A 25,028-nucleotide genomic window follows, 5' to 3' on the forward strand; every position below is an offset into this window, starting at 1 on the left:
CCAGACTGGATACGGGGACTCTTAAGAGACCTAAAAATCGGATTCAGCTGAAGCCCTTTACAGATAAAGGTTTGCATAGGTAGGTTCGAATCCCTCCCTCTCCGCTTGGCCTCATACCAAATTGTCAATCAATTTGCTATGGGGCTTCTTATTGACGCAATTTTCTTCCGAACCTATATAGTATACATATGCGAAATAAAGCCTTCTTGATTTATAAGTAGAGGAAGTAGAGAAAGGCATAACTGCGATAGCTATCAATTCAACTCATTTAAAATGAGGTCTGTCATGTCGAAGCGTGGGAAATCACCCATATTGCTGAGCAAAATAATGACAACGTTTTTATCCGGCTCACGCAGCAATATGTCATGAAAACCAAACTCGATGCCGGGGTGATATTGGATGAGATGTCTATTCGAGGCCGCGAATAAATGCCGGTCAATCATCCAGCCGTACCCATACCAGGCGTTCCATTCGTCCCAGGCCGCACGGGGCTTGAATAGCTCATCCATCATTTGCTTTGGCAGCAGGGTGTTAGCTGACAAAGCATTGGCCCAACGCAAAAGATCCTCAGCGGAAGACGTAATACCGCCGGCGCCAACCACGTTCTGAACAGGATAAGGGTTTTCGGGTTGGCCACCCGAATATGCTTTGGCAATGTTGGTCGTGTCGCCAGATACAAAAAAGGAACTGCTCATTCCTAAAGGAACAAAGATACGTTCAGCCAGAGCCTGCGCATATTTTTTCCCCGTTACCTTCTCGATGATATCTGCCAGAACGACAAACCCGGAATTAGTATAGTGGAAACGAGTACCTGGTTCGAATTCCAGCGAATCGCTGCAAAACAGAAAAACGAGCTCATCAGGCGTGTATCTGCGCGCCACTATTTTCGCCAAAACTTCTTCACTATCGGTATAATTGGGAATGCCGGATTGATGAGTCATTAGTTGCCGGATCGTAACCTTTCCGTTTCTGAAACCCGGGAGAAACTTACCCGCGCTATCATCTACACTCAGCTTTCCTTCATTCACCAACTGCATGACCAGCATTGCGGTGAACTGCTTGGAGGTGGAACCGATTCGAAATTGAGTGGCTGTCGTATTCGGACGATTAACCGCTGGATCGGCCAAGCCAAACCCCTTCTCGTAAATCACCTTCCCCTCATATTGCACCAAAGCTGATCCATTGAATTGGCCTTTTGTATGATAAAAGTTCATGATAGTGTCTATGAGAGCACCCTTGTCCCTCTTATATTTTCGCAGCAAAGGCTCGAGCAACTTCTTATAATTCAGGGTGGCATTGTTGGATTGGATTACCCGGATAGCGGAGTCCACGTTGAATTCGGCTTCGATCAAATTGTAGTTGGTCCAGAACCGGTCAGCGGTATCAGATCGATCGGGGCTGTCGCGTGTATCATTGAGTATTTTGGCTTGCCCCTCGATACTGGTTTGCTCCTTCAAGCTTTCCTCCCCGGGGATCGGCTGCACATTAACAGTATCGACGCCGGTTATCAGATAATTGGTCCGAACGCTCAACGGATTTAGCAAATAGTGCCTGTCACCGCCCGCAATATAATAATCGATGGACTTGGTGCAATGGCTCAGGTAATACCTTGAACCGTTCTTCCGGTAGGTGATACTAGTCGTATCTGACAATACCTTTATCGAAATATGAAACATGTTGAACACCAGATGCTCGAGCCGGCTCCATTCATCATAATATTTTAAGCCTTGCAGATTCCGCTTCTGGTCCAATTCCAGGAATGCAAGGTCGTCGGCCTCAATATAGAGGCGACCGTCAGTCAGCGACTTCTTAACACCCGGCTTTTCTTCGAAGGTGATCAAGAAGGCATCTTTTCCGTTATAGTCTACCAGCCCTTTGTATTTGAAAAGATATTCCTTTGCCGCTTCCTTCTGAAACAGTTCCCATTTATCGAGATGGCGGCTGAAGTCGAAACTCATAATCCCACTCGGCTTATATCCCACATTGACCTGGTCGCTGCCGTTAAAAGCGGTGAGATCTTTATCCATTCGTGATTTCACAAGATGGAATTGGTTGTTCTTCCCTCGATAGCCATCGATGTGGATATTGAATACCGCCTCTGAGAGGTCTACGATCTTTGCGTCTTTTGTCCCGTCGAGTCGATAAAAGCCTGTTAGGCAAAATGGTGAGTCAGGATAATTTGCAGGGATCTTTTCTATGGCTTTCCGGATCAACTCCAGGGGGTTTGGCGGTTTTACCTCAACTTCTTTCAATTGACCAGGGGATTCTTTAAGTTCTATTTTCCGCTCCCCTGTGTCTGCAGTCCGCACCGGCAGGATTATGGGCGTAAAGCCAATATGGGTCACAGACAGGCTATCGTCTTTTGCAGCAGCGGGTATTCTAAATAGGAATTGCCCTTTTTCATTGGTCATTGTCGCGATCGCTTTTCCCGTCAGACCAATGGAAGCATAAGGTATGGGTTCACCGGAAGCGGCGTCACGGACGATTCCCCGGATTTTAATTACCATTGGGTCCTGGCAGCGACCCGTCGTTGCCGATAAAAGCATCAGTACGGAAGCGACTAACGGAATGTAACGCATACCACAAGGAATGCAATTCCCGCAATGTAAGTTGCCTGTCTGCGAAGTTTTACAACATTTTAACTTTTTTGCACTTCCTGCCATCAGAAATTCTTCCGTTGGGAACTCTCATTTTTTGGCAAACAGCAGGTTGTTTACTGAAAGCAATATGGCTTCTGCCGAAAAAGGGGATTTTCCCAATGAGGGACCTATTGGGGACCTGTAACAGATGAGTTTCCTGAAACCCGCTAGAGATAAGAACTTTAGTGAGTAAGTTCGAATCCCTCCCTCTCCGCTACGATTATTTTCAAACGCCTTCAAGGGCTCGTAAGACGCTGGGTCTACGGGCCCTTTTGAATTTTTCCACTCAAAGTTGAATCAAAGGAATTCAAGGTTCAAGGAGCCTGATTAGGTGCCCTCTTCCGCACCTCAACTTTGAGGCGCCGAATCGCCTGAAAGGCCCTCCCAGCCCGCGATTCCCGACAATCGACCGCTTTCGGTGACGGACGTAAAAAACCGATTCACGAACCAAATAAACAGTGGAAAATGGAACATCGTATGAGCATCCTCTTCTACGCTAGAATATCCAAAAAGAACAGTGATGGCCTGGTACCCATCTGCATCCGGATCACCATCAGTGGCCGTCGGCTGGACCAAAGCGTCCAAAGACTCGTCAACCCATCGCAATGATCAGCCACTGCCGGGCGGTTGAAAGGAAACACCAACCAAGTGTGCCAGCTAAATCTCTACCTCGACACCCTATCGGCCAAGGTCTTGCAAATGGAATGTGACATGGTGATGGATGGTGTTGCTGTAAATTTCTCAAATTTTCGTGAAAAATGGCTCGGGCTAACAGAGCCGGCGCGGATGCTGTTAGACGTGTTTCAACAGCATAACGACCAAATGGCCGCGCTATTCCGGACGGGTAAGGATTTTTGCCCAGCTACGCTGGACCGCTACTACACCAGCCAAACTTGTTCATGCAAACATGCCGCCGAAACTGTGGAATATACCAGTCCTTGGCCTTGCCGGATTCTTTATTTCCGCCATACTGGGAATACGTGTTGTCCTTTCTATCGTGAGAAAAGCCAAACCTCAGGGGTGAATTCGCTGCTCATTGCTAAAAAATAAAAGACATGGAAACAGAGCTGCCGGTACTACTGAAAAGACCGTGGTTGGATGGACACTGGCCACTGAAAAATAAGGCCGCCGCCACCCGGCGACGACCTGGTCTTTCAGGAATGAAAATTAGTACGGCTTAATAATTTGGCCGGTGCCCGCACCGAAAATGCTTTTCCGAAACGCAAACTCAAGCTGCTTCATAGTTACTGGCACCTCTCCTGGAAAATACGGAAAATATTGAGGAGAACTTTCTAAAACGGTTGGACTGACAGCGTTGATACGTATCCTGTTCTCCAGTTCGATAGCGGCGCCCCTGACAAATCCCTCTACCGCCGCATTTGCAGCCGACGCGTTGGCGAAATTCTTCTGTGGCTCATGTGTCAAAGCGCCCGTGATCAGGGTAAATGAGCCATTCGGATTGATGTAGTGCTGGCCTGTCAGCACCAGATTGATCTGCCCCATCATTTTGCCATCCACACCCTGACGAAACTCCTTATCGGTTAGGTTCTTCCATGGCCCGACATACGTAGGACCAGCGGTCGAGACCAGCGCATCGAAGGAGCCGATCCTTTTATACATATCCTCAATGGATGCAGGGTATGTAATATCGACTTGGATATCGCTGCGACTGCGGCTTGCACGTACAACTTCATGATCCTGCTCAAATGCCTGGGATAGGTAAGTTCCCATAGTGCCTGCGGCACCAATAATCACGATCTTCATCTTTGTTTTAATTTATTGATTACGTAAAAAGTATGCGAAACAAATAATAGAAAGGGATAAATAGCGATGCTTCAACCTAATTTCGAGTCCGTGAAAGGATCAGGCTAAGGCCCAGCATTCTGTTGTATCGCTTTATATCGCTGGAAATCGAAACTAGTCCATAACCGTATCGCACATCGGCAGTCAGGACCGTCCTTTTCAGATTGAAATTATAGCCACCTCCGATCAGCGCGCCGAAATCCCAATGGTGAAACTCCCCCGGCGAGTTGCCGAATGAAATGGCGGTAGATGTTGCTGGAGTATTCTCACCGGCAGCCGTTTTGATGCGGCCCCCAAGGATATAGCCTGCGTAGACGCCCGAATTGACATATGCCCGCTTAAAGTACATGCGAAATAGGACCGGAGCATCGACGGAATATAATCGGGTTGTCAATTTGGTATCTGTAAGTTGGTTTTTCGCCAAAAGGTTTCCGCCCTTAATGGAAAATGCTACTCCCTTTACAAGGGAAAACCTGGCAGAGATCGGTGACTCGCAATATCCTCCTACCTGAATGCCCGTATAATTGTATTTATAAGGGCGCAAAGCGGCATTGAGGCTTCCATAGTTGAAGTTTGTCGTCGTGGAAATGATCGAATCGGAAAAACGATTGGTTTGTCCAAACGAATATCTCGTTCCTGTTAGAAGTAAAAACATCAGTCCGAAGGACGTGAGCAGCTTTTTTAGTATATGTTTCATAATAATTAGAATTCTTCTTCAATTAATTGTTTGTTTACCATGATTCCGGTGGTAGTGCCCATTGCAACGGCGTTCGCCACTGTTCGGATCTTGCTCGCATTATCGCCGCAGGCAAAGACGCCGGGGACGGTTGTCTTTTGAGCACTGTCAGTCTTGATGTAGCCCTCTTCCGTCAAAGAGCAGCCTAGTATCAGTGGTATTGTCGAGCGTTGAACGAAAGGTAGTTTAGCGTAAAGCACGTCGGCGGCTTCCTGGGACCCATCTTCCAAGATCAAGTTATATATATAGCCTTCAAGATGCTCCAGCTTCGATAGCCGGGTTTCGACAATCTTTATGTTATTTTGCCGCAACTTTATCAGCTGGCTTTCGCGGAGCGTTGACAGCCCGTTCGTGTAAACTGTAAGATCGTCTGTCCAATTGGATAAAAGAGCAGACATTTCATAAGCCAGATCGCCATTGGCAAGCAATCCAGTCTTCTGCTGCCTGACTTCGTATCCATGGCAGTAGGGACAGTGAAGAACGGATATCCCCCAGCTTTCTGCAAACCCGGGGATTGCGGGCAGGATGTCTTTTATTCCCGTAGCGAGCACTAATTTTTTTCCCTTAAAAGTTTCGCCGGTTTCCACCATTACTTCGAATCCTTCCTTCGTCGTTCCGGCTGCGGTGGCCATGCCGTTAAAAAAGGCGACGCTGCCGTATGTTTGCACCTGTCTTTTTGCAACACCTGTGATCTCCCGGGGAGTCTTGCCGTCCTGGGTTAGAAAATTATGGGAATAGGGCGTTTGCTTGTTGCAAGGGTCGCCATTATCTACCACCAACACGCTTCTTAAGGCTCTGCCGAGCGCCATGGCTGCACCAAGTCCAGCGTAACTGCCACCGATGATTATGACGTCATAAAAATCTTCAAGAATCATTGTAAATCTTTTAAAATTGTAAATTTGCCGGATTGCATAATACCCTGGCTATCGCCTTCGGGAAACCATTTTAATGAAATACTCCAGGCCAGGCATGGCTATGAACGTCATCCATGGCACTAGAGAAATGGTTAATATGAACGTCCTTAAGAGGAGCGGATACCTGGCCAGGTCCTTACCGAAGCAATAGAGTAGTACAGTAATGGACGGATAGATTGCTACCCAAATTCTAAGGGTGGCTAATAGCCGAACTTTTGTCTTCATTTAATTTGTGCTTTTTCAACACAAAAGTATTTCGCCTTTGCGGGGTGTTGGTAGGACAAAAGTGTAATAGGACTGGACGATTTTGAAACAGATCGGCTTTACTTAGCTCTTTTGCGGAAGGAATCAGGCGAATCGCCCGTGTGTTTTTTGAAGAACCGGATAAAATAGGAAGGGTCCTCAAATCCTAAATCCCATGCTATCTCCTTGATTTGATTCGGCGTAGCGAGCAAATATCTTTTAGCTTCCAGGACGATCTGCTCATTGATCAGGTCACTTGCCGTCTTTCCAACGGAAGATTTTGTGATTGCATTTAGCTGGTACGTTGAGAGGTTTAACATACTGGCATATCGGGATACATTTTTTATCTCTTTGATGTTTACTTCCAGCAGCCTGCAAAAATCTTCATAGCGGTCCTGTGTGTAGTCACTAGCGGCGTCGGGGCGCGGGCCTTCATTCTTACTTTGACGTAGATATTCTATAAAGAAAAGGTCCAAATGTGCTTTGATGGCGTCCAGATATCCGCCCCGCTTTTCATTATATTCATGGAGAATGTGTGATAGGATTGAAAGCAGCTTTTTCGTACCGGGATTGTCCGCACGGCAGTGGTTCTTTCGGGTTGCTTTTCTCCATCTGTGCTCGGCATTGGTGCTTTCCGGCTGATAAAATGAGGAGTCGAATTCCAGGATATATCCTTTGCTGTCGGCCGAAAGCTGGAGCTGATGGACTTGACCGGGTCGTAGGATAAAAAGAGCATTGCCCTCGATTTTATAATTGTTGAAATCAATCTCATGATCTCCAGTGCCGTGTTCAATGCCAAGGATGAAATAGAAATCATGCTTGTGAAGTTGGTGCTTCAATTCTTTACCATTAATCACGACGCTCAAATCCCTTACGCTTATGCGGCCGGGGGTGGAAGGTTGTTTAGATGTTGGGGCGATGCGCCGGATCGGGATTGGCTCCATGGAGAATGAGATTGTGCAAAATTCGCTATAGGACGTTTGTAAAGTTACGCATAAGAATTTAAATTAAATATAATTGACATATGTTTGCTGCAGTTGAACCAGGTTGCCAAAATCTTTTCCAGGGACCTATTAGAGACCCAAAGATCGGATTCTACTGAAACCCGCTACAGACAAGAATTTGGACAGGTAGGTTCAACACCCTCCCTCTCCGCAAGACAAATCCTTTTAAGCCACCTCCTGTCTCCCACACCGCCGAAATTTCTATAGGCATTGCATTTGTCTATTCGTTTCCAATGTAGCAGCCTCTCACGGATTGCAATTGTCGCAATATTGCGGCTGCTCCCTGCCGGAAACTTCCCGCTGCTCCCGGTATCCGCATCGACGGCAATCGTAAATGTAGGATTGGATCGACCGGGTAGGCCAGCCACAGCGCTCACAAGCCAGGCCCGGTATTGCCTGCGTACTGCCAAAGCCCGGACAGCTACAGCGTGGACAAAGAGATCTGACTTTTTCAATTAACTTCTTCGTGACCTTTTCGATGAAGCTCAAGCGGGTGGGGTTGTACATCGCCCGCATATCCGTTTCCACAAAGGCGCTGTCGTTTACAGCACATAGCTGCCGGAAATGCCGCATCAACGTGTCCACATCGGTAATTCCCTTGACGATTGTTTCACGATCGTCTTTTGACGCCCGAAGGATCAAGGCATGGGAAGGGAACAGGTGCCGCCCGGCAAAGTCCAGCAATTGCTCGTCGTTGCAAACCACCGCCCCGCCAAAATTGGTGTCCGTGCTGGTCTCCCGGGCTACAATTTCCAGGTCATTCAACCGGTCTCTCATCAGAACGATTTCTTCATCGGCATAACTGAAAAACACCACAGGGTGCATCCCAAAGGAACCTTCGCTGGCTACCGCCAGATCGCCACCGCACAGGTCCATCGCCAGCATACACTTCTTCCTCGCTGCCGTCACCGGGTCATCCTTCCGTTCGATCTCCCCAGTAAAGGTTCCCAATTGATCCGTATCGAGGCCGATGGTGGGGCTGCACACTACGCCCAAGGCCTCCGCCAGCAGCGGCGCCATGACACGCTCCTTGCCATGTTGGGTGGCAATCAACAGTTTTCGACCGGTGAACATCTTGTCTGTTTGGTGAAGAACAAAGGAGACTATTGTCCAATCCGGGGAGTTGTATTGACCTCGATGTGCGCATTCAATACCGTATGGGTCTGGCCACTCCGCTTCATTTTCACGATGGCCTCCCTCAGTGTTGCCTGTAAGGCCATGATCCGCCTTTCGGAATGCTCGATATCCTCCTCGGTCTCGTGAATCGTCCGGATCTTGTTTTCGTGAAAGGCGATTTTGGTGTTGACAATAGCCGTTAACAGTAGCTCTGCTTCTTCTACGGTGAATGTGCCGCTGATCAGTTTTATTTCCATGTCGTTTGATTTAATTGGGTGGGATGCATTATTGACCCTGGGCGGCCGTGTACCCGGGTTGCCCGTCGAAATGGTAAAGATTTTCCGTTTTCAGAATATCCAGGTTGGCGACGTTCAACTGCTGCAAAAGCTTGACCACCTGTTGATACGGGAAGCCGATCATGGACTCGCCAGTTTTGAACCGGCACCTCCAGTGGTCGGTGCAAAAGGTCTCGGGAAAGCCATCGGGCCACACTTTGGTCCCGCGGTTGGTGATCATCTGCAACTGGAGAAGCAGGTGTTCAGACGCTCGTGACACCGCTTTGGCCAAATCGTCCGGGCTGATTCCGGAAGCCTGCAGGAAAACATCCACCCCTGCGAGTTCCTTTTTGGCGGCGGGACGGGCAGCCGGACGGTTGACGAAGGTGGAAAGGGCATTGGTAAATGCCACCGGCTTGAGTAAAGAAGGTGTCTTGCCCAACCGATCGATCACCGCTTGAGCGAAATCGGCGGTACCTCTTCTTTCCGTTGAAACCCCTTCCTTAAAAATGTCATACGTGTGAATACCGTCTTCCAGTGTCTTTAGCCAGGCATTTTGAATCCGGCCGGCCACATCTTGTTGCCCTATGTGGACAAGCATTTGCACCGCACCCAACAACAATCCCGAGGGGTTAGCCATATTCATCCCCGCGATGCGTGGCGCGGAACCATGGATAGCCTCGAACATCGCAAAACCTTCACCGATATTGGCGCTGCCGGCGAGCCCGACCGATCCGGTTATCTGGGCCGCCACGTCGCTGAGGATGTCCCCGTACAAATTCGGCATGACGATAACATCGAAGACCTCCGGCGTGTCGGCCAGTTTTGCGGCCCCGATATCCACGATCCAATGCTCCTTTTGGATCTCGGGATATTCTGCGCCAATTTCATCAAACACGCGGTGAAACAACCCGTCGGTCATTTTCATGATATTATCCTTCGTGAAGCAGGTCACCTTCTTTCGGCCATAGGCTTTCGCATACTCGAAGGCATAACGAACGATTTTTTCGGTGCCTGGCCGTGAGATCAGCTTCAGGCATTGGTACACCTCCTCGGATTGACGGTGTTCGATGCCCCCGTACAAATCCTCTTCATTTTCCCGGATGATGACCACGTCCATCACGGGATGTTTTGTCTTGACAAAGGGGTGATACGATACGCAAGGCCGGACATTGGCATAAAGACCCAATACTTTCCGGGTCGTCACGTTCAGGCTTTTAAAACCGCCGCCCTGGGGCGTGGTGATCGGCGCTTTTAGAAACACCTTCGTCCGGCGGAGCGAGTCCCAGGCCTTCGGCTCGATGCCGGCGGAATTTCCCCTGAGGTACACTTTCTCCCCGATCTCGATTTCTTCGATGTCAAGTTCAGCGCCTGCAGCGTGTAGTATTTTCAGGGTGGCGTCCATGATTTCGGGGCCGATGCCGTCACCCCTTGCAATGGTGATTTTTGTCATTTCGTAAAAGTTTGGATCACAAAAATGCAGGAATTATTTATATACATTCATATATCTTTGGCATCGATTCCATAACATTTTTTTATGCATTACACGTTTAATCAACTGAGAATATACCGGGCTGTGGTTGAAAACAAGAGCGTCACCAAGGCCGCCGAGGAATTGCACATGACACAGCCGGCAGTATCGGTCCAGCTCCGCAATCTGCAGGATCAATTCGCCATCCCGCTTACGGAAGTTATCGGGCGACAGCTGTACGTAACGGAGTTTGGCCGGGAGCTTTATCATATGGCCGGTATCATCATGCAACAGGTGGATGAGATCAATTATCGCGCGCAAAGCTTTGAAGGATTATTGTCGGGGAAACTTAAGATTTCGGTAGCCTCCACCGGGAAATACGTAATGCCCTACTACCTTAAAGATTTCTTGAAAGCCCATCCGGCAATTGACCTAATTATGGATGTCACCAATAAATCCAAAGTCATCGAAAGCCTTGAAGACAACGAAGTGGATTTTTCCCTCGTATCGGTGATGCCCCAGGCACTGGACTTGCACCAGGAAGTGCTGCTGCCGAATAAGTTATATTTAGCCGGCGCAGTAGACAGCAATATTAAAACTACACGGAGAACAAATAAGTCGGTGTTCGATGGGCTGCCCCTTATCTTCCGCGAAGAAGGTTCGGGCACCCGGGTTCTGATGCAGCAATACTTTCAAAAGGCGGGAATCGTACCTAAGGTGCGTATGGAACTGACCTCGAACGAAGCCGTAAAGCAGGCCGTCATGGCGGGCCTGGGGTATTCGATCCAATCTATCCTCAGTATGAAAAATGAATTGAAGAACGGCGAGATAAGAATTATTCCCGTCAAGGAATTGCCGCTTCTTGAACACTGGCGTCTGGTATGGCGGCGTTCGAAGAAAATGTCAGTCGTGGCAACCGCCTTCCTGGAACATATTCAGAAAAATAAGCAAAAGATCTATGCTGCTCATTTTTCCTGGATTGAACGGTATTGACTTCAGGATAGTGCATCGACCCATGAATATCCCGCCAATTGTCAATGGCAGGGCTGGAGGAGGAATTGCTACAGCCGGTCACAGTATTGGCGGGCCAGATGTAAATAGGCATTTGCCCTGTCAACCCATTGCCCGTCCTTCCGGTAAGCAGGCTCTGCTATATGCCTCACAACAAGAAAAGCCCGTAGGCAGGCCTTCCGGAGTTTGTAGAAGGTAATCAGCGATTCGTCTATCCGATCTGACGTCAGCGACGCATACATTTCGAAAAATACTTTCCCTATGGAGGGATCTCCCATCATTTCACACTCCATGGCCAAAAAGGACAGTTCTTCAGCGGTATCCTGTATTCTCAGATCCCGGCTGAATTCCAGGCAATCGATGATAGCGGGGACGGGGAAAAGGCAGATATGCTCCGGCCGGAGGTCGCCATGCGTCTCTTTGATCTTTCCGCTCAGAACCCGATTATCCAGCAAAGAGGCATGTTCGGTAAGGAATCTCAGCAGACCGGCTATCAACACGCTGACCAATGGTATAGGCAGATGATAAGCAGGATCGATCAATTCTCTGTAAAGGCTATAGATCTCCCCCCTGAGTCTTGCCCTGTACCGGCGGGGATCTACATGAATACCCGGCAAGCTATTGTAAAATTCAGCCAGCAAAGCCGCTGCCGGCTTCACCCGGTCTTTGGTGACCGTATGATGCCGGATACCATACTCTAACATGCTGTCCTCCGGCAATCGTTTCATCCTGACAAGCCAATCCACGACCCTGCCTCTTCCCTTTAGTGTCAACCTCCCGTTCTCCCCGACGGTAAGAGGCACAATGCCCAGGTAAATATCCCTGGCAAGCCGTTTATTCAGGCGGACCTCCTCCCGGCAATTTCTGAGCCTTGATTTCAATATACTGAGATCCAGGAAGCGGTATTTTACAGGCTTTTTCAACTTATAAACGAATTCTCCCGCCAGGAAAACCCATGACATATGCGTCTCCTTTGTTTCGACGCTGTGCACTGGATGAGGATAAGCAACGGATTGCTTCAAAAAAGCGACTTTTTCGCCAAGAGGCAAAGTAATTTCCGGAGGCGGAGCTGCTATGATCTTTTTCATCCTTAGCTTCCTATTTAGTCTTCCAACAAACCGGTAATGGACCCGCCTTCATCCAGTCGTCTGATCGCTTCGGCAAAAAGTGGCGCCACACTCAATATTTTCACCTTTTGCTTCACTTGTGTATTTTCCAACCGGAACGGCGGTATCGTATTCGTGATTACAATTTGATCCAGGCCCTCCTCCCCCAGGGTCTTATCCGGCTGACCCGTGAAAATGCCGTGGGTAGCAACGGCTACGACCTTTTTCGCTCCTTGTCGCTTACAGGCGGCGGCTGAACGCGCGAGCGTCCCGCCCGTGCTCACCAGGTCATCGATAATGACTACCGTTTTACCTTTCACATCACCGACAACGGCTTCTCCCCACACTTCTCCGCTGCTCCGGTATTTCTCCATGAATGCCACCCGCAGGTCTTTGTGCAGACGTTTGCTTACTAATCGCTGGAATTGTTCGGCTCGCTTGATCCCGCCAATATCGGGCGACATGATAACGATCTCATCATTTTCTATTTGCGGGATTAGGAAATCGGCGAATACTTTTTGGGCTTCCAGGTGCTCAGATGGGATACGAAAGGCGTTTTGAAAAGCCTGGATATTATGAACATCAATGGTAACAATGCGGTCTGTCCCGGCCGCTTCGAACAGCTGCGCCACATACCGGGTGGTTATGGGATCCCGCGGCTTTGTTTTCCGGTCCTTCCGGGCATAACACAAATAGGGAACTATCGCTGTAACGTGCTTCGCCGAAGCATCTTTCAGGGCGGAAATAAAAAATAACAGGCGGCAAAGTTTGTCATTGACGCTTCTGGTTTTATCACTATAAAGAGACTGGATCACAAATACATTCCGGCCCCGCACATTCTCCAAAGGTCTGCACTTATTTTCGCCGTCCTCAAATTCAACTTCCTCATGTTCACCCAGGGACATATCCAACTCCAGGGCCACCGCTTCCCCAAAATCACGGCTGCTGTTCAACGCAAATAATATCATATTCGTTCATTTAACCAATTACCCGATAAAGGGAAAACAAATGAAAATTAGCATAAATAGCAACCTTTTAATTTGAGATTCGTCAAGGGCGACAGTGACAGTGGTCATGCCACCCGATCCGGGGTCCTTACCAAAATTTGTTTACATTTAAGTTTCAACCAGTTTAGCATGTGGTACCCCTTCCTGAACATCTTTTTCTTTGTCTTTCACACCATCTTTACCCTGTTTAATTGTACAGGATGGATATTCCGGGCAACCAGGAAATGGCATCTTCTTACCCTCCTGTTAACCGCCTGCTCCTGGTTCATACTGGGTATCTGGTACGGCTGGGGATATTGCGTATGTACAGACTGGCATTGGATGATACGCCGACGCCTGGGATACCATGATCAAAGTCGATCGTACATCCACTTCCTCCTGCTGAAACTTACCGGCGTCAATTTCAATCCGCGTTTAGTGGAACAGATGACTCTCCTGGTGTTCCTGATAAGCTTCGTACTCAGTATATGGCTGAACATAAGGGACTGGCGGAAGGGTCATAAAATCAGATAACAAAACACAAACGGCGCGGAACCCAATAACGTATCGAAACGGTCCAGCATGCCGCCATGTCCCGGTAGAATTGTCCCTGAATCTTTGAGATTCAGGCTTCTTTTCATCATCGATTTTATGAGATCGCCGAATGTTCCCATAACAACTATTATCAGCGCCATGATCATCCAGGCCGTTGCATCCGGAATCGCTGCGTAACGGGAAAGAATGTAAGCAACAAACAGAGCGCAGACAGCGCCTCCAAGGCTTCCTTCCCAGGTCTTTTTTGGTGAAATGCGTCTAAACAAAGCATGAGTGCCAAATGCCTTACCTATGAAATACGCTCCGGAATCACTAGCCCAAAGAAGGAAGAAGTATCCAACAACTATCCTGGAATGATAGATCCCGGATTCGGCCGGAAAGAAGGCTATCCCAATAAAAAAACACAGGGGAATGGTTATACAAAGAATGCCTAAAAAGGTGAAGGCTAAATTGTGAAAGGGATTCTTTCCCTGCCGGAAGAGTTCAGAAATAAAAATACCGAAAGCGGCAGGAATATTAATAATTAAGATCTTCGGTCCGCATATTCTACTCATAACCAGGAAGCAGGTAAGCAGCGTGCTTGTGGACAATATAAGGCCGGAAGATTTTCTCGGCGACAGACCGGCATTATGAAACAATCGGTAAAACTCCCCTAAACTGAGCAGATCGATCACCAGCATCAAAAAAATAAAACTATAAGCGTTCCAACATACTGCAGCCGTAATGAGGAGCCCTAAAATGCCTCCGGTGATTGTCCGTTGCGTTAGATTATTCATAACCGCTTTCAAGCCTCCTCTGCAAAAACCCCAAGGTAAGCGAATATTCATACGGGCTCTATGAGGGTGATCAATATACCGGTTGACCACAATCATCATAAACAAAAGAAAGGAATCAGCTACTTTTGAGACATGGTACAATTTTCCATCAGCGGAAGCTATACGGATCTCTACGAGCTAACGATGGGGGAAGTGTATTTCCTGGAAGGCAGAAAAGATGATCCTGCCAATTTTGACTATTTCTTCCGGAAAATACCCAATGGCGGCGGATACGTGTTGTTTTCGGGGCTGCATGACCTCCTGGAAATTCTGGAGACCCTGCATTTCACCGATGCGGATATCGCCTTCCTCCAAAAGCTGCATTTCCGACCGGCCTATATCGATTTCCTGCGAGGCTTTCGATTTCGCGGCTCCGTATATTCTGTTCAGGAAGGCGAAGTCGTATTTCCCAACAGCCCCCTGCTTCGCGTCGAAGGGACCCTGTTCGAAACGCAACTGGTAGAAACCTTGCTGCTCAATCTATTGAACTTCGAATCGCTGATAGCCACGAAAGCTTCCCGTATGCGGCTGGTGGCGGGCAACCGTCTGTTAAGTGATTTTGGCCTGCGCAGGGCCCATGGCCCGGGAGGAGTGCTGGCTGCGCGAGCCGCGATTGTGGGCGGTTTTGACAGCACCAGCAATGTGTACGCCGCCGGGCTATATCAAGCAGAGGCTGCCGGGACCATGGCGCATTCTTTTGTTGAAAGCTATGATTCGGAAATAGAGGCTTTCCGCGCCTTTGCCAGGTCACGCCCGGACAACTGCATATTCCTGGTAGACACCTACAATACCCTCCAAAGCGGGCTGCCCAATGCCATAATAGTAGCAAAGGAAATGGAAAGGGAGGGACACCGGGCTGCCGGCATCCGTCTCGACAGTGGCGACCTCGCCTGGCTGTCAAAAAATGCCCGGGCCCTGCTGGACAGGGAAGGTCTCTCCTACATGAAGATCGTCGCATCCAACCAACTGGATGAATACGTGATCAGGAGCCTGCTGGAACAGGGAGCGCCCATCGACATCTTCGGCGTGGGCACCCGGCTGGTGACGGGCCAGCCCGATGCCGCCCTGGATGGCGTATACAAGCTGTCTATGGCTGCCGGTAAGCCGCGACTGAAATTATCCGAAAGTATACAAAAACTAACATTGCCCGGCATTAAACAGGTCATGCGGGCGATGAAGGAGAACGGGGAGTTTTTCGGGGCCGATGCGATCCTGTTAACCGGAGAAGAAGAACCAGGCATGATCTATGATCCGTTCGAGGCGGACAAATCCCTGGCCATCGGGGAATATATCCGGGAACCGTTGCTGCAAAAGGTCATGGGAGAGGGAAAACGGTTGGCGCCGGCGCCTGCTCTGCATGAAATGGCCGCCTATGCCTCCGGGCGGTTAGCGCTGTTACCGCAAGAATACAAACGGTTTGAAAATCCGCACCAGTACAAGACGGGTATCAGTAAAAAACTGATGGAGCTAAGGAATGACCTCAGAGATCAGCATAAAACAGGGAAAAAATGAATGCCCTTATACTGGTGGATATCCAGAACGATTTTTTGAAGGGCGGTCCCTTGGCCGTTCCCGATGCCGACGCCATCGTACCACTGGTGAATCATCTGCAGGATCACTTCGACCTGGTGGTTGCCACGCAGGACTGGCATCCTTCCGGTCACCGAAGCTTCGCCTCTGGCCACCCGGGAAAAAAGCCATTTGAAGTCGTCAACCTGAACGGCCTCCCTCAAACCCTCTGGCCTGACCACTGCGTACAAGGTACCCGAGGCGCCGGATTCCCTGCCCGCCTTAACATGAATAAACCGGAGGCCATTTTCCGGAAAGGCGCGAATCCCGAAATTGACAGCTACAGTGGTTTCTATGACAACGGCCATCGCAAGTCAACAGGTCTGGCAGGCTATCTTCGGGATAGAAGCGTGGATACCATTTACCTGGCGGGCCTCGCTGGCGATATCTGCGTATATTACACCGCCTTGGATAGCCTGAAGGCGGCCTTTTCCACCTTTATTATCGAAGATGCCACCCGGCCGCTAAACCGGGAGAATTTCGAAAAAGTTATGCTTGATTTCCAGGCAAGAGGCGGAAAGCTCATCCAAAGCGGAGCTCTCGCGGGAATCACATAGAAAAAAGGCAGGCTCGAAAGCCTGCCCTCGATCGACGTTAATAGTTTTACGGTCTTTTGCAACCGCTATTCTAGCAGCGTCTGCCTTATCCGACTGTTGTCCTGGTCAAGGTAACAGTTTTTATACTGCGTTTCGGTCGGTTAGTTTACTGCCTTTTAAAACAGTTATATCTATCTTCCTGCTTGACCGATCTCCTTCGGATAATATTAGAACGAAGATACCATCTTCTCCCTGGGGAAAGCAATGACGGCCGTCAACAAAAATAATGATCGTGGTCACCGGTGAAATGCCCCTACTGACTAATCGGGTTGTAACTTCAAGAAACCTGGAAGAATCAGTCAAACTGACCCTGGTACAATTCATAATATCTTCCCTTTTGCTGGATCAAGGCCGAATGGGTGCCCCGTTCTATAATTTCCCCTTTTTCCAAAACCAGGATCTCATCTGCATTGCGCACGGTAGAGAGGCGATGGGCAATGACAAAGCTGGTACGTCCCTTCATGAGCTGGTCCATGCCCGCCTGGATGGCGATCTCCGTCCGCGTATCGATGGAACTTGTAGCTTCATCCAAAATGAGTAGAGCAGGCGCTGCCACCGTTGCCCGGGCAATATTCAATAATTGCCGCTGCCCCTGACTCAGGTTGTTGCCGTCCCTCTCCAACACGGTTTTATAGCCGCGGGGCAGTCTTCGGATAAAGGAATGGGCATTGGCCAGGGTAGCAGCCGCTATGACCTCCTCATCGGTGGCGTCCAGGCGGCCATACCGGATATTTTCCATTACCGTTCCCGTGAACAGATGCGTGTCCTGCAACACGATTGCCATCAGGTGGCGCAGGTCCTCTCTTCGCAGATCCCTGATATCCATGCCGTCGATCCGTATGTTCCCCGATTGAATATCGTAGAATCTCGGAAGGAGGTTCATAATGGTCGTTTTACCTGCACCTGTGGAACCTACCAGGGCGATCTTTTGCCCGGGATCGGCCCGGAAGGTGATATCCTTCAGGATGGGTTGCCCGTCCACATATCCGAAATTGACATGCTCGAATACCACTTCCCCCCTGATCTCACCGGGCTGTATGGCTTCTGCCTTGTCCGCGGGCTCCGGTTGCTCATCGATGATCTGGAAGATCCGCTCAGCCCCGGCCAATGCTGCCTGGAGGCTGTTGAACTGGTTGGAGATCTCATTCACCGGCCTGGCAAACTGCCGCGAATACTGTAGAAAAGCCGCCAGGCCGCCGATATCCAGTCCCCTTGTCACGGATAAGAGACCACCCACCGTAGCGGTCAGAGCGAAATTGATCGTATTCAGGTTTTGCATGACGGGCATCATGATCCCGGAATATAACTGGGCCCGGGCGGACTTCTTTCGCAGTTCTTCATTGAGCGTCTCAAAACTCCCGATGACCTCGTGCTCATGGCAGAAAACCTTTACCACCTTCAACCCGCTGATCATTTCTTCGATGTACCCGTTCGCTGTTCCCAATGCGTTCTGCTGGTCCAGAAAGATTTTTTTGCTTTTCCTTATAATCCGGGCTGCAAGCCATAGCATGCAGGGTACGATCACCAGAGTGACCAGGGTCAGCAGGGGACTGATCAACAGCATCAGCACCAAAGTGCCCAATAAAGTGATGGAGCTGGAGAACAACTGCGTGATGCTGTTGTCCAGGGAATCGCTGATATTGTCCATGTCGTTGGTGAACCGGCTCATCAGGTCACCATGGGATTGCCGGTCGAAGAACCGGATCGGCAGCGACTGCAGCCGGCTATACAGATCCCTGCGCAATCCATTCACTGCTTTTTGTGCTACCACTACCATCAGCCTTGCCTGGAGAATCGCTGCAACGGAGCCGGCCAGGTAAATAGCCAGCAACAAAAGGACCATCTTCCCCAGCCCCGGCAGGTCATGGGGGATAATATAATGGTTGATGATGGGCCGCAACAGGTAGGAACAGGCCAGGTTAGCCCCCGTATTGACGATCACCAGCAAAAAGACCAGCGTCAGCAACGGAAAATGCAGGTATCCCCACAGCCGGCGCATCACCTTACCCCCCTCGCGCGGTCTTTCCACCGAAAGGACTCCCCGGCGTCCGGGCAGCCCTCCGGGTGTCAGCTTCGTTTGGATGACTGGACTCATACCGGGCTATCCTCCTTTTCCTTCTGCGAATAATAAATCTCCCGGTAAGCCCGGCTGGTGCCCATCAATTCCTCATGGCTGCCTTTTGCGATGATAGCCCCTTCATCCAGCAGGACGATTTTGTCGGCCGACATGATCGAACCGATCCGCTGAGCAATGATAAAAGTAGTGGTATGAGAGAATTCGCGGCGAAGGGCTTCCCGGATCCTGCTTTCCGTAGCAGTGTCTACCGAACTGGTGCTGTCGTCCAATATCAGGATCACCGGCTTTCGGAGAAGAGCCCGGGCAAGACAAAGCCTTTGTTTCTGCCCGCCGGACACATTCACCCCCCCCTGGCCTAAGATAGTATCGTACTGCTCCGGGAAGGATAGAATAAAATCATGCGCCTGTGCGGCCTGTGCGGCAGCCACCAGCTCTTCTTCCGTCGCCGCGGGGTTGCCCCATTTCAGATTATCCCGGATAGTGCCCGAAAATAATTCGTTTTGCTGCAAGACCATGCCGACCTTGTCACGCAGGTTGAACAACGTATAATTGCGAACATCCACGCCGTCCACCAGCACCTGCCCCTCCGTGACATCGTAGAGACGGGGAATGAGCTGGACCAGCGTGCTCTTGGCTGACCCCGTAGCGCCGACAATAGCCACCCGTTCACCCGCTTCGACGGTCAGCCGGATATCCTTTAATACATATTCTTCCCCGCTGCTGTGGTATTTGAAGGATACATCGATAAATTCCACTTTACCCCGGCCGGGCTTCCGGCCCTCCCGGATGGCCAAAGGGCTATCCATTATATCCGGCGTCGTATCCAGCACTTCGAGTATCCGCCTGGAAGAAGCTCCGGCCCTGGAAAAGGTCATTACACTTACAGACAGCATCATCAGGGACATGAGGATCTGCGTGACATAACTGATAAAAGACATCAGTTGACCTACCTGGAGGCGGCCACCCATGATCTTGTTGCCGCCGAACCATACGATCGCCACGATGGATACATTCATCACCAGTTGCATTACCGGCATAATGAGCGCCACAATGGAGGAGGCTTTTATGGAAATGGCCATCAGGTCCTCGTTGCTGACGGCAAATTTCTTCTTCTCGAAGCCTTCCCGTGCAAAAGATTTGATCACCCGGATATTGGTGAGGTTCTCCTGGACGGCGCCGTTGACTTTGTCCAGCTTGTCCTGCATCTGTATAAAAAAAGGAATGCCTCTTCGTAGCAGGAAAAAGATGCTGATACCCAGTACCGGGATGGCTATGGCAATGATAAGCGCCAGGTCAGGAGCGATCCGGACGGCAATCACCACCGCAAAGATCAGCATCAGGGGACCCCGTATCAGCAATCGTAGCGACATCATCAATACCTGTTGGAGGATATTGACATCATTCGTAAGCCGTGTCACCAGTGACGCCGAACTAAACCTGTCGATATTCGCGAACGAGAATTCCTGGATCTTGGTAAACAACCCTTTTCTCAGGCCCGTCACAAAACCCACCGATCCCTGGGACGAATACCAGATATTTCCCACATTGGCCAGGATCGCCAGCAGGGACAGGCCCACCATTAAGCCGCCCGTCCGGATAATATAGGAGAGGTCCTTTTGCCGTATACCCACATCGACGATTTTCGACATCATTTCAGGCTGGACGATCTCGCAGATCACATCCGCTATTACCAGCAAGGGCGCGAGTATAAATGCTCGTTTATAGCTCTTTATAAACCTGAAATATTGCCTCATCGGATATACGACATCATCCCTAAAAATATGGAATATCACTCATATAGGTGGGGATATTCCATTGTTTCATATGCCTCTTATTGAGCATGATCATGTTGCCCGGTGATGCTGATCATTGTCCCCAGGCAATAGTATGTCTTAACTTACCCTCTCCTTTTTAAAATACCTCTTTATGAAGTCGGATGCGCAAATTCAAAAAGATGTGATGGACCAGCTCAAATGGGAGCCTTGGCTGAATGCTGCCGAAATCGGCGTGTCCTAAAAGACGGGGTTGTGACCTTGTATTTCCCCCGGCTTTGTTAGAACGGACACGGAGATTGCCGCTGCAGTGGCAAATGCCAACGAAACCTGGGGTTAGCCCTGTGGAGAACAACCTGGAGATCGACGAAAAAGCATTTGCTTTTGCCGGAGAGTAACATAAAAGTTTCAAGAAATGAAAGCAGTAGTCCCGACCAATGGAGAAAAGAAGGGCGCCCCATATAACCCGCTAAATATAAGCAGCGAAGGTGTCGGAGAAGATGGATTTATACTTTCTACATATACCTGTTCGGGAGCGAATATAAGCCCTCCTTTGGATATTGGCGGTATCCCGGAAGCAACGAAAAGCCTGGCCATTATTGTCGACGATCCGGATGCCCCTGGCGGCACCTGGGTCCATTGGGTCGCCTGGAATATTGCCCCGCTCAGCCACATTAAAGAAGCAAGGCAAATGGAGAAAGAAGGCATCAATGATCTCCACAAAAGAAGGTATGACGGACCCTGCCCTCCCTACGGGACACACCACTACCACTTCAAGGTATATGCCTTGGACAGTTTGCTCAGCCTGACGGGAAAAACTAGCAAAAAAGATCTTGAGCAGGCGATGCAGGGGCATATCCTGGCCTTCGGCGAACTGATCGCATTGTACAAAAAGTGAATACCCGGGTCGATTAGCTATCCGAAATCCCAATACCTTTATCCTGGACGCTTATCTGTACACCGCCGGACTCATTGCAGCAATGGAAATATTGGTTTTCACGTCCAAAGCCCTACCCCGATATCAACGGCATCGAAAAAACATTCCTGCTGACGTCTCGTCCAAATAGACAAATGTACCGTCTTTTCCCACTTCTCCAATGCCATGGCCAGTCCGGGCGCTGCATCTTTCCGATAGTTGAACACGATTTGCTTTTTACAGGTTAAGTTCTCCTCCATCGGGTATCCGGGTGCCGAATGACGCGGACAGCTTTTTCATTCGATGGATGCACCACATCCAGCTATCTTCATCAGCGAGGTTTACCTGGCAATTCGAGATTGAGAGGGGAATAAGCTTTAATTTCAATAATCTTCTATTTTCTGCATGCACGATGAAGAAAAAACTGCGATCATTCCTCAATATAGGGTCGACGGCATAGTCGTCGATGAGATCGCCGGTGTCGTAAAGTATAAGTTTGTTCCTGTATACTTCTATTCCCTGAAATATATGGGCACTATGGCCGTGAATGATATCGGCGCCCTGATCGATCATTTCATGCGCCAGTTCTACAAAGGCAGGATGAGGCTTCTCCTTCATATTGGGCCCCCAATGGATGCTTACCAGGACAATATCCGCCAATGATCGCACTCGCCGGACCTGATCCAAAGCTCTCCCCCGATCGAGACTGCTGAAGAAGTCAAAGTAATTCACACTTGTTGGCAAGATTTACTGCGGTGATACGCGCTTCAGTCAAAGTTTTGATCTTATCCGGCGAGGCTTTGAAGTTAAAGGTCTTTTCCACCTTTTGTACGCTGGAAGTAAGCGTTGTTTCAAGGTTAACGATATTCATATCAGTGTCCCGCAGCAGATGGAGCATATTCCCCCATGGATAGACATAGCCCTTTGCAGATATAAATCTGTCGACCGTTCTGCCGATCATTACATCACCTGCCAAACCTATATGAACCATACTCAGTTTTGTCACTCTATTAATTGCAAAGGCCCGGATACACTCTGGTAAAGATCACGTGGAGCTTGCCATTGGGGCCCTATTTGCGCGGCGCCTGTAGTATATAATTAACCAGACCCCTCATAGTCCGGATCTTCCCGTAATCCTCCTCCGGAGTTTCCATACCGAATTTTTCATCCAGCTCGACCAACAGGCGCAACGCATCGAATGAATCGATCTCAAGCTTCTCACGGATATTGTCATCGGGATGTAGTTTTTCCGGAGCCATGTCCGGAGCGATCTGCTTCAGCGAATTAATAACGATCTCCCTTATTTCCGCTTCTGTCATAACATTTCAGGTTTTTGAAGATGATCATCGATCGCCATGAGCAGGCGGCTGCCTGTTATACCATCGGTGGCCCGGTGATCGGCAGCCAATGTAATAGTTATGACAGGCCGCACGCCCAGCATGCCATTCTCAGCCCAAGGTTGTTCTAAAATGCTGCCGAAGCCCACAAGGGCCACCTGCGGCGGGTAGATCACCCCATATACCAGGTCCGCATTGCTTTCACCCAGGCTGGTTACGGTCATGGTGGAATCGCTCAATTCTGAACTTCTCAGTTTCATGGCCCGGGCCCTGGGTATGATGTCATTCAGCAATGCCATTAATTCATCCAATGTCTTTTTATCGGCATTATGAATGGCAGGGATCATCACCCCACCCGTCCGCAATGAAATGGCAAAGCCTATATTTATATCCGACTTCAGCTGCAGGCCATTGTCCCAATATCCATTCAGCTCAGGTACTTCGACCAGCGCTTTCGCCACCGCTTTCACCATTAATACCGCCGGCAATAAGCGTTGTTTGACATTCCTTTGTTTGTTGGCTTCCATGAGCCAAGCCATGGCCTTGCTCATATCCACCTTCTTCGCAAGGTAAAAATGGGGGATCTCCCGGTTAGACTTGCTCATGGCGGCCGCTACGGCCATGCGGACGCCTTCTGTTCCCACCGGCTTTTCCTCCGCTACTCCTGGCGCCTTCTGTGAAATCACCTTCTCTATGTCTTCCCTGGTGATAGTCCCCCCTTCCCCGCTGCCTTTGATGCCGGCGAGCCCGATACCTTCTTTTGCCGCCATTTTCCTTGCCAGCGGCGACGCCCTGATGCGCGGAACTTCAGTTGCAATGGCAGGTCTGACCGCGATATCCTCTGTGGCCGCAGTCGTTCCAATCGGGGAAACGATCAATGCCATCACCGTTCCCACCGGCACCTTTTCGTCTTCCCTGACTGTTAATTTGTCGATGGTCCCCTCTTCGAACACTTCTATATCGATGAGCCCCTTTTGAGTTTCTACTATGGCGACAATATCGCCCCGCTTTACGGGGTCGCCTGGTTTTACCAGCCATTCCCGAAGCGTACCTGCTTCCATATCCGCGCCCAGGCTGGGCATGCAAAACTCACCCATGTTGCAGCATTTTTTTTAGCTTGACGACGATATCTCCTTTTTGGGGTACCGATGCATCTTCCAGGTGTTTCGGATAAGGCATCGGGACCTCTGCCCCGCATAATCGTTGCACCGGCGCATCCAGATCATAAAAGACATTTTCCATGATCCGGGCGCTTACTTCGGCGCCGATATTTACCGAACCCCAGGCATCTTCAACTAATAGTGCACGATGGGTCTTTTTAACGGAATTGAAAATAGTTTCAAGATCCATCGGCCGCAGGACACGTAGGTCGATGACCTCGGCGTCGATGCCCGAACCGGATAATTCATTGGCCGCGTCGAGCGATTTGTATACGCCGGCTCCATACGTAATAATGGAAATGTCTTTCCCTTCCTTTACTATCCCGGCTTTTGTAATATTGACGGTCGCCGGGTGGCCGGGACTGATCCCTTCGAGGTTCATCATCGCAGTGTACTCAAAAATGATCACGGGGTCCGGACTTTGCAGGGCGGTCAGCAGCATGCCTCTTGCATCCGTATGTGTTCCCGCTGACAATACTATCAGCCCGGGAATATGCGCGTACAGTGGTTCCCAGCTATGGGAATGCTGGGCGGCCAATTGGCGGCCCAGCCCCGTGCTCATGCGGATCACTACCGGAACATTCAACTGCCCACCGGACATATACAACAAGGTAGCCGCATTGTTGACGATCTGGTCCATGGCCAGCAGGCTGAAATTGACGGTCATCACCTCCACGACAGGCCGCAATCCACTGAGGGCGGCGCCGATCCCTGCACCGACAAAACCCGACTCTGAAAGCGGAACATCCATGATACGTTCAGGTCCGAATTCCTGCAGCAACCCTTTGGTGACGGCGAAAGAACCGCCATACCGGCCGACATCCTCACCCAGCAGGAAGACACGGTCATCCCGGAGCAATGCTTCTCTCATAGCCTGTTTTAACGCTTCCCGGTAGGTGATCCTATCTGTTTTGGAGTTATCCATTT

Annotated in this window: 25 protein-coding genes; 7 read left to right on the forward strand and 18 right to left on the reverse strand. The window is 49.8% G+C overall.

Annotation, left to right across the window (positions count from 1 at the left end):
• Window positions 1–254 precede the first annotated feature (254 nt).
• Window positions 255–2,579, reverse strand: a complete 2,325-nt coding sequence (locus VHE34_RS17730; RefSeq protein WP_325590189.1) for a serine hydrolase — start codon at window positions 2,577–2,579, stop codon at window positions 255–257.
• Window positions 2,580–3,104: 525 nt separating this feature from the next.
• On the opposite strand from VHE34_RS17730, the gene VHE34_RS17735 reads away from it, so the two are divergent.
• Complete coding sequence (locus VHE34_RS17735; RefSeq protein ID WP_325590190.1) at window positions 3,105–3,248, forward strand: hypothetical protein; 144 nt, start codon at window positions 3,105–3,107, stop codon at window positions 3,246–3,248.
• Window positions 3,249–3,266: 18 nt separating this feature from the next.
• A complete protein-coding gene (locus VHE34_RS17740; RefSeq protein WP_325590191.1) occupies window positions 3,267–3,689 on the forward strand; it encodes a hypothetical protein in 423 nt (140 codons plus the stop codon).
• Between the two features lie 117 nt (window positions 3,690–3,806).
• Here the strand turns inward: VHE34_RS17740 and VHE34_RS17745 are convergent, their stop codons facing one another.
• The 7 genes from VHE34_RS17745 to VHE34_RS17775 form a co-directional block, all read right to left on the reverse strand.
• On the reverse strand, window positions 3,807–4,403 hold the full coding sequence (locus tag VHE34_RS17745; RefSeq protein WP_325590192.1) for a short chain dehydrogenase: 597 nt from the start codon (window positions 4,401–4,403) through the stop codon (window positions 3,807–3,809).
• Window positions 4,404–4,479: 76 nt separating this feature from the next.
• Window positions 4,480–5,139 (reverse strand): porin family protein, encoded by a 660-nt coding sequence (locus VHE34_RS17750; protein ID WP_325590193.1) that lies wholly within the window; start codon window positions 5,137–5,139, stop codon window positions 4,480–4,482.
• 5 nt (window positions 5,140–5,144) lie between these two features.
• Window positions 5,145–6,053, reverse strand: coding sequence for an NAD(P)/FAD-dependent oxidoreductase (locus VHE34_RS17755; protein ID WP_325590194.1), 909 nt, complete (start codon window positions 6,051–6,053; stop codon window positions 5,145–5,147).
• A gap of 362 nt (window positions 6,054–6,415) precedes the next feature.
• Window positions 6,416–7,279 carry a helix-turn-helix transcriptional regulator gene (locus tag VHE34_RS17760; RefSeq protein ID WP_325590195.1) on the reverse strand — a complete coding sequence of 288 codons (864 nt, stop codon included), beginning with the start codon at window positions 7,277–7,279 and terminating at the stop codon, window positions 6,416–6,418.
• 306 nt (window positions 7,280–7,585) lie between these two features.
• Window positions 7,586–8,413, reverse strand: coding sequence for a DUF6671 family protein (locus VHE34_RS17765; RefSeq protein ID WP_325590196.1), 828 nt, complete (start codon window positions 8,411–8,413; stop codon window positions 7,586–7,588).
• A 29-nt stretch (window positions 8,414–8,442) separates the two neighbouring features.
• On the reverse strand, window positions 8,443–8,712 hold the full coding sequence (locus VHE34_RS17770; RefSeq protein ID WP_325590197.1) for a hypothetical protein: 270 nt from the start codon (window positions 8,710–8,712) through the stop codon (window positions 8,443–8,445).
• A 28-nt stretch (window positions 8,713–8,740) separates the two neighbouring features.
• Window positions 8,741–10,183, reverse strand: coding sequence for an NADP-dependent isocitrate dehydrogenase (locus tag VHE34_RS17775; RefSeq protein ID WP_325590198.1), 1,443 nt, complete (start codon window positions 10,181–10,183; stop codon window positions 8,741–8,743).
• Window positions 10,184–10,267: 84 nt separating this feature from the next.
• On the opposite strand from VHE34_RS17775, the gene VHE34_RS17780 reads away from it, so the two are divergent.
• A complete protein-coding gene (locus VHE34_RS17780) occupies window positions 10,268–11,194 on the forward strand; it encodes a LysR family transcriptional regulator (protein WP_325590199.1) in 927 nt (308 codons plus the stop codon).
• A 68-nt stretch (window positions 11,195–11,262) separates the two neighbouring features.
• Here VHE34_RS17780 and VHE34_RS17785 read toward each other — a convergent pair whose 3' ends face one another.
• A complete protein-coding gene (locus VHE34_RS17785; RefSeq protein ID WP_325590200.1) occupies window positions 11,263–12,234 on the reverse strand; it encodes a hypothetical protein in 972 nt (323 codons plus the stop codon).
• A gap of 80 nt (window positions 12,235–12,314) precedes the next feature.
• On the reverse strand, window positions 12,315–13,286 hold the full coding sequence (locus tag VHE34_RS17790; RefSeq protein WP_325590201.1) for a ribose-phosphate pyrophosphokinase: 972 nt from the start codon (window positions 13,284–13,286) through the stop codon (window positions 12,315–12,317).
• A 168-nt stretch (window positions 13,287–13,454) separates the two neighbouring features.
• Here VHE34_RS17790 and VHE34_RS17795 point away from each other — a divergent pair, with 168 nt between their 5' ends.
• Window positions 13,455–13,838 (forward strand): DUF2784 domain-containing protein, encoded by a 384-nt coding sequence (locus VHE34_RS17795; RefSeq protein ID WP_325590202.1) that lies wholly within the window; start codon window positions 13,455–13,457, stop codon window positions 13,836–13,838.
• On the opposite strand, the gene VHE34_RS17800 is transcribed toward VHE34_RS17795, so the two are convergent.
• Window positions 13,823–14,686: a phosphatidate cytidylyltransferase gene (locus tag VHE34_RS17800; RefSeq protein ID WP_325590203.1), complete on the reverse strand. Its 864-nt coding sequence runs from the start codon at window positions 14,684–14,686 to the stop codon at window positions 13,823–13,825. The two genes, VHE34_RS17795 and VHE34_RS17800, sit on opposite strands and share 16 nt — an antisense overlap.
• 81 nt (window positions 14,687–14,767) lie before the next feature.
• Between VHE34_RS17800 and VHE34_RS17805 the strand changes: the two genes are divergently transcribed.
• Together VHE34_RS17805 and pncA are read left to right on the forward strand one after the other, a co-directional pair.
• Window positions 14,768–16,186, forward strand: coding sequence for a nicotinate phosphoribosyltransferase (locus VHE34_RS17805; RefSeq protein ID WP_325590204.1), 1,419 nt, complete (start codon window positions 14,768–14,770; stop codon window positions 16,184–16,186).
• Entirely contained in the window at window positions 16,183–16,800 is a 618-nt protein-coding gene (pncA, locus tag VHE34_RS17810; RefSeq protein WP_325590205.1) for a bifunctional nicotinamidase/pyrazinamidase, read from the forward strand. Before VHE34_RS17805 ends, pncA begins: the two co-directional genes overlap by 4 nt.
• A 334-nt stretch (window positions 16,801–17,134) precedes the next feature.
• Here the strand turns inward: pncA and VHE34_RS17815 are convergent, their stop codons facing one another.
• Both VHE34_RS17815 and VHE34_RS17820 read right to left on the reverse strand, forming a co-directional pair.
• Window positions 17,135–18,934: an ABC transporter ATP-binding protein gene (locus tag VHE34_RS17815; RefSeq protein ID WP_325590206.1), complete on the reverse strand. Its 1,800-nt coding sequence runs from the start codon at window positions 18,932–18,934 to the stop codon at window positions 17,135–17,137.
• Window positions 18,931–20,613: an ABC transporter ATP-binding protein gene (locus VHE34_RS17820; protein WP_325590207.1), complete on the reverse strand. Its 1,683-nt coding sequence runs from the start codon at window positions 20,611–20,613 to the stop codon at window positions 18,931–18,933. Before VHE34_RS17820 ends, VHE34_RS17815 begins: the two co-directional genes overlap by 4 nt.
• A gap of 490 nt (window positions 20,614–21,103) precedes the next feature.
• On the opposite strand from VHE34_RS17820, the gene VHE34_RS17825 reads away from it, so the two are divergent.
• Window positions 21,104–21,586, forward strand: a complete 483-nt coding sequence (locus VHE34_RS17825) for a YbhB/YbcL family Raf kinase inhibitor-like protein (RefSeq protein WP_325590208.1) — start codon at window positions 21,104–21,106, stop codon at window positions 21,584–21,586.
• A 255-nt stretch (window positions 21,587–21,841) separates the two neighbouring features.
• Here VHE34_RS17825 and VHE34_RS31175 read toward each other — a convergent pair whose 3' ends face one another.
• From VHE34_RS31175 to VHE34_RS17850, 5 genes are all read right to left on the reverse strand, one after another.
• Entirely contained in the window at window positions 21,842–22,336 is a 495-nt protein-coding gene (locus VHE34_RS31175; RefSeq protein WP_414709895.1) for a CapA family protein, read from the reverse strand.
• The gene (locus VHE34_RS17835; protein WP_325590210.1) at window positions 22,323–22,595 is read right to left on the reverse strand and encodes a CapA family protein; all 273 of its coding nucleotides are present in this window, start codon (window positions 22,593–22,595) and stop codon (window positions 22,323–22,325) included. The genes VHE34_RS31175 and VHE34_RS17835 overlap by 14 nt, the downstream gene beginning before the upstream one ends.
• A gap of 79 nt (window positions 22,596–22,674) precedes the next feature.
• Complete coding sequence (locus VHE34_RS17840; RefSeq protein ID WP_325590211.1) at window positions 22,675–22,923, reverse strand: acyl carrier protein; 249 nt, start codon at window positions 22,921–22,923, stop codon at window positions 22,675–22,677.
• Window positions 22,920–24,038 (reverse strand): dihydrolipoamide acetyltransferase family protein, encoded by a 1,119-nt coding sequence (locus VHE34_RS17845; RefSeq protein ID WP_325590212.1) that lies wholly within the window; start codon window positions 24,036–24,038, stop codon window positions 22,920–22,922. Before VHE34_RS17845 ends, VHE34_RS17840 begins: the two co-directional genes overlap by 4 nt.
• Window positions 24,031–25,026 (reverse strand): alpha-ketoacid dehydrogenase subunit beta, encoded by a 996-nt coding sequence (locus VHE34_RS17850; RefSeq protein ID WP_325590213.1) that lies wholly within the window; start codon window positions 25,024–25,026, stop codon window positions 24,031–24,033. The genes VHE34_RS17845 and VHE34_RS17850 overlap by 8 nt, the downstream gene beginning before the upstream one ends.
• Window positions 25,027–25,028: the final 2 nt, after the last annotated feature.

The sequence above is a fragment of the Puia sp. genome, from assembly GCF_035546395.1.
Taxonomy (GTDB): domain Bacteria; phylum Bacteroidota; class Bacteroidia; order Chitinophagales; family Chitinophagaceae; genus Puia.

What these genes read in the sequence shown, in the direction of transcription:
- VHE34_RS17795 (WP_325590202.1), top strand. Translation starts at nt 13,455, where the DNA reads ATGTGGTACCCCTTCCTGAACATCTTTTTCTTTGTCTTTCACACCATC.
- VHE34_RS17760 (WP_325590195.1), bottom strand. Translation starts at nt 7,279, where the DNA reads ATGGAGCCAATCCCGATCCGGCGCATCGCCCCAACATCTAAACAACCT.
- VHE34_RS17790 (WP_325590201.1), bottom strand. Translation starts at nt 13,286, where the DNA reads ATGATATTATTTGCGTTGAACAGCAGCCGTGATTTTGGGGAAGCGGTG.
- VHE34_RS17780 (WP_325590199.1), top strand. Translation starts at nt 10,268, where the DNA reads ATGCATTACACGTTTAATCAACTGAGAATATACCGGGCTGTGGTTGAA.
- VHE34_RS17835 (WP_325590210.1), bottom strand. Translation starts at nt 22,595, where the DNA reads ATGGTTCATATAGGTTTGGCAGGTGATGTAATGATCGGCAGAACGGTC.
- VHE34_RS17730 (WP_325590189.1), bottom strand. Translation starts at nt 2,579, where the DNA reads ATGCGTTACATTCCGTTAGTCGCTTCCGTACTGATGCTTTTATCGGCA.
- VHE34_RS17805 (WP_325590204.1), top strand. Translation starts at nt 14,768, where the DNA reads ATGGTACAATTTTCCATCAGCGGAAGCTATACGGATCTCTACGAGCTA.
- VHE34_RS17800 (WP_325590203.1), bottom strand. Translation starts at nt 14,686, where the DNA reads ATGAATATTCGCTTACCTTGGGGTTTTTGCAGAGGAGGCTTGAAAGCG.
- VHE34_RS17775 (WP_325590198.1), bottom strand. Translation starts at nt 10,183, where the DNA reads ATGACAAAAATCACCATTGCAAGGGGTGACGGCATCGGCCCCGAAATC.
- VHE34_RS17850 (WP_325590213.1), bottom strand. Translation starts at nt 25,026, where the DNA reads ATGGATAACTCCAAAACAGATAGGATCACCTACCGGGAAGCGTTAAAA.
- VHE34_RS17840 (WP_325590211.1), bottom strand. Translation starts at nt 22,923, where the DNA reads ATGACAGAAGCGGAAATAAGGGAGATCGTTATTAATTCGCTGAAGCAG.
- VHE34_RS17735 (WP_325590190.1), top strand. Translation starts at nt 3,105, where the DNA reads ATGGAACATCGTATGAGCATCCTCTTCTACGCTAGAATATCCAAAAAG.
- VHE34_RS17845 (WP_325590212.1), bottom strand. Translation starts at nt 24,038, where the DNA reads ATGGGTGAGTTTTGCATGCCCAGCCTGGGCGCGGATATGGAAGCAGGT.
- VHE34_RS17765 (WP_325590196.1), bottom strand. Translation starts at nt 8,413, where the DNA reads ATGTTCACCGGTCGAAAACTGTTGATTGCCACCCAACATGGCAAGGAG.
- VHE34_RS17755 (WP_325590194.1), bottom strand. Translation starts at nt 6,053, where the DNA reads ATGATTCTTGAAGATTTTTATGACGTCATAATCATCGGTGGCAGTTAC.
- VHE34_RS17770 (WP_325590197.1), bottom strand. Translation starts at nt 8,712, where the DNA reads ATGGAAATAAAACTGATCAGCGGCACATTCACCGTAGAAGAAGCAGAG.
- VHE34_RS17750 (WP_325590193.1), bottom strand. Translation starts at nt 5,139, where the DNA reads ATGAAACATATACTAAAAAAGCTGCTCACGTCCTTCGGACTGATGTTT.
- pncA (WP_325590205.1), top strand. Translation starts at nt 16,183, where the DNA reads ATGAATGCCCTTATACTGGTGGATATCCAGAACGATTTTTTGAAGGGC.
- VHE34_RS17745 (WP_325590192.1), bottom strand. Translation starts at nt 4,403, where the DNA reads ATGAAGATCGTGATTATTGGTGCCGCAGGCACTATGGGAACTTACCTA.
- VHE34_RS17815 (WP_325590206.1), bottom strand. Translation starts at nt 18,934, where the DNA reads ATGAGTCCAGTCATCCAAACGAAGCTGACACCCGGAGGGCTGCCCGGA.
- VHE34_RS17825 (WP_325590208.1), top strand. Translation starts at nt 21,104, where the DNA reads ATGAAAGCAGTAGTCCCGACCAATGGAGAAAAGAAGGGCGCCCCATAT.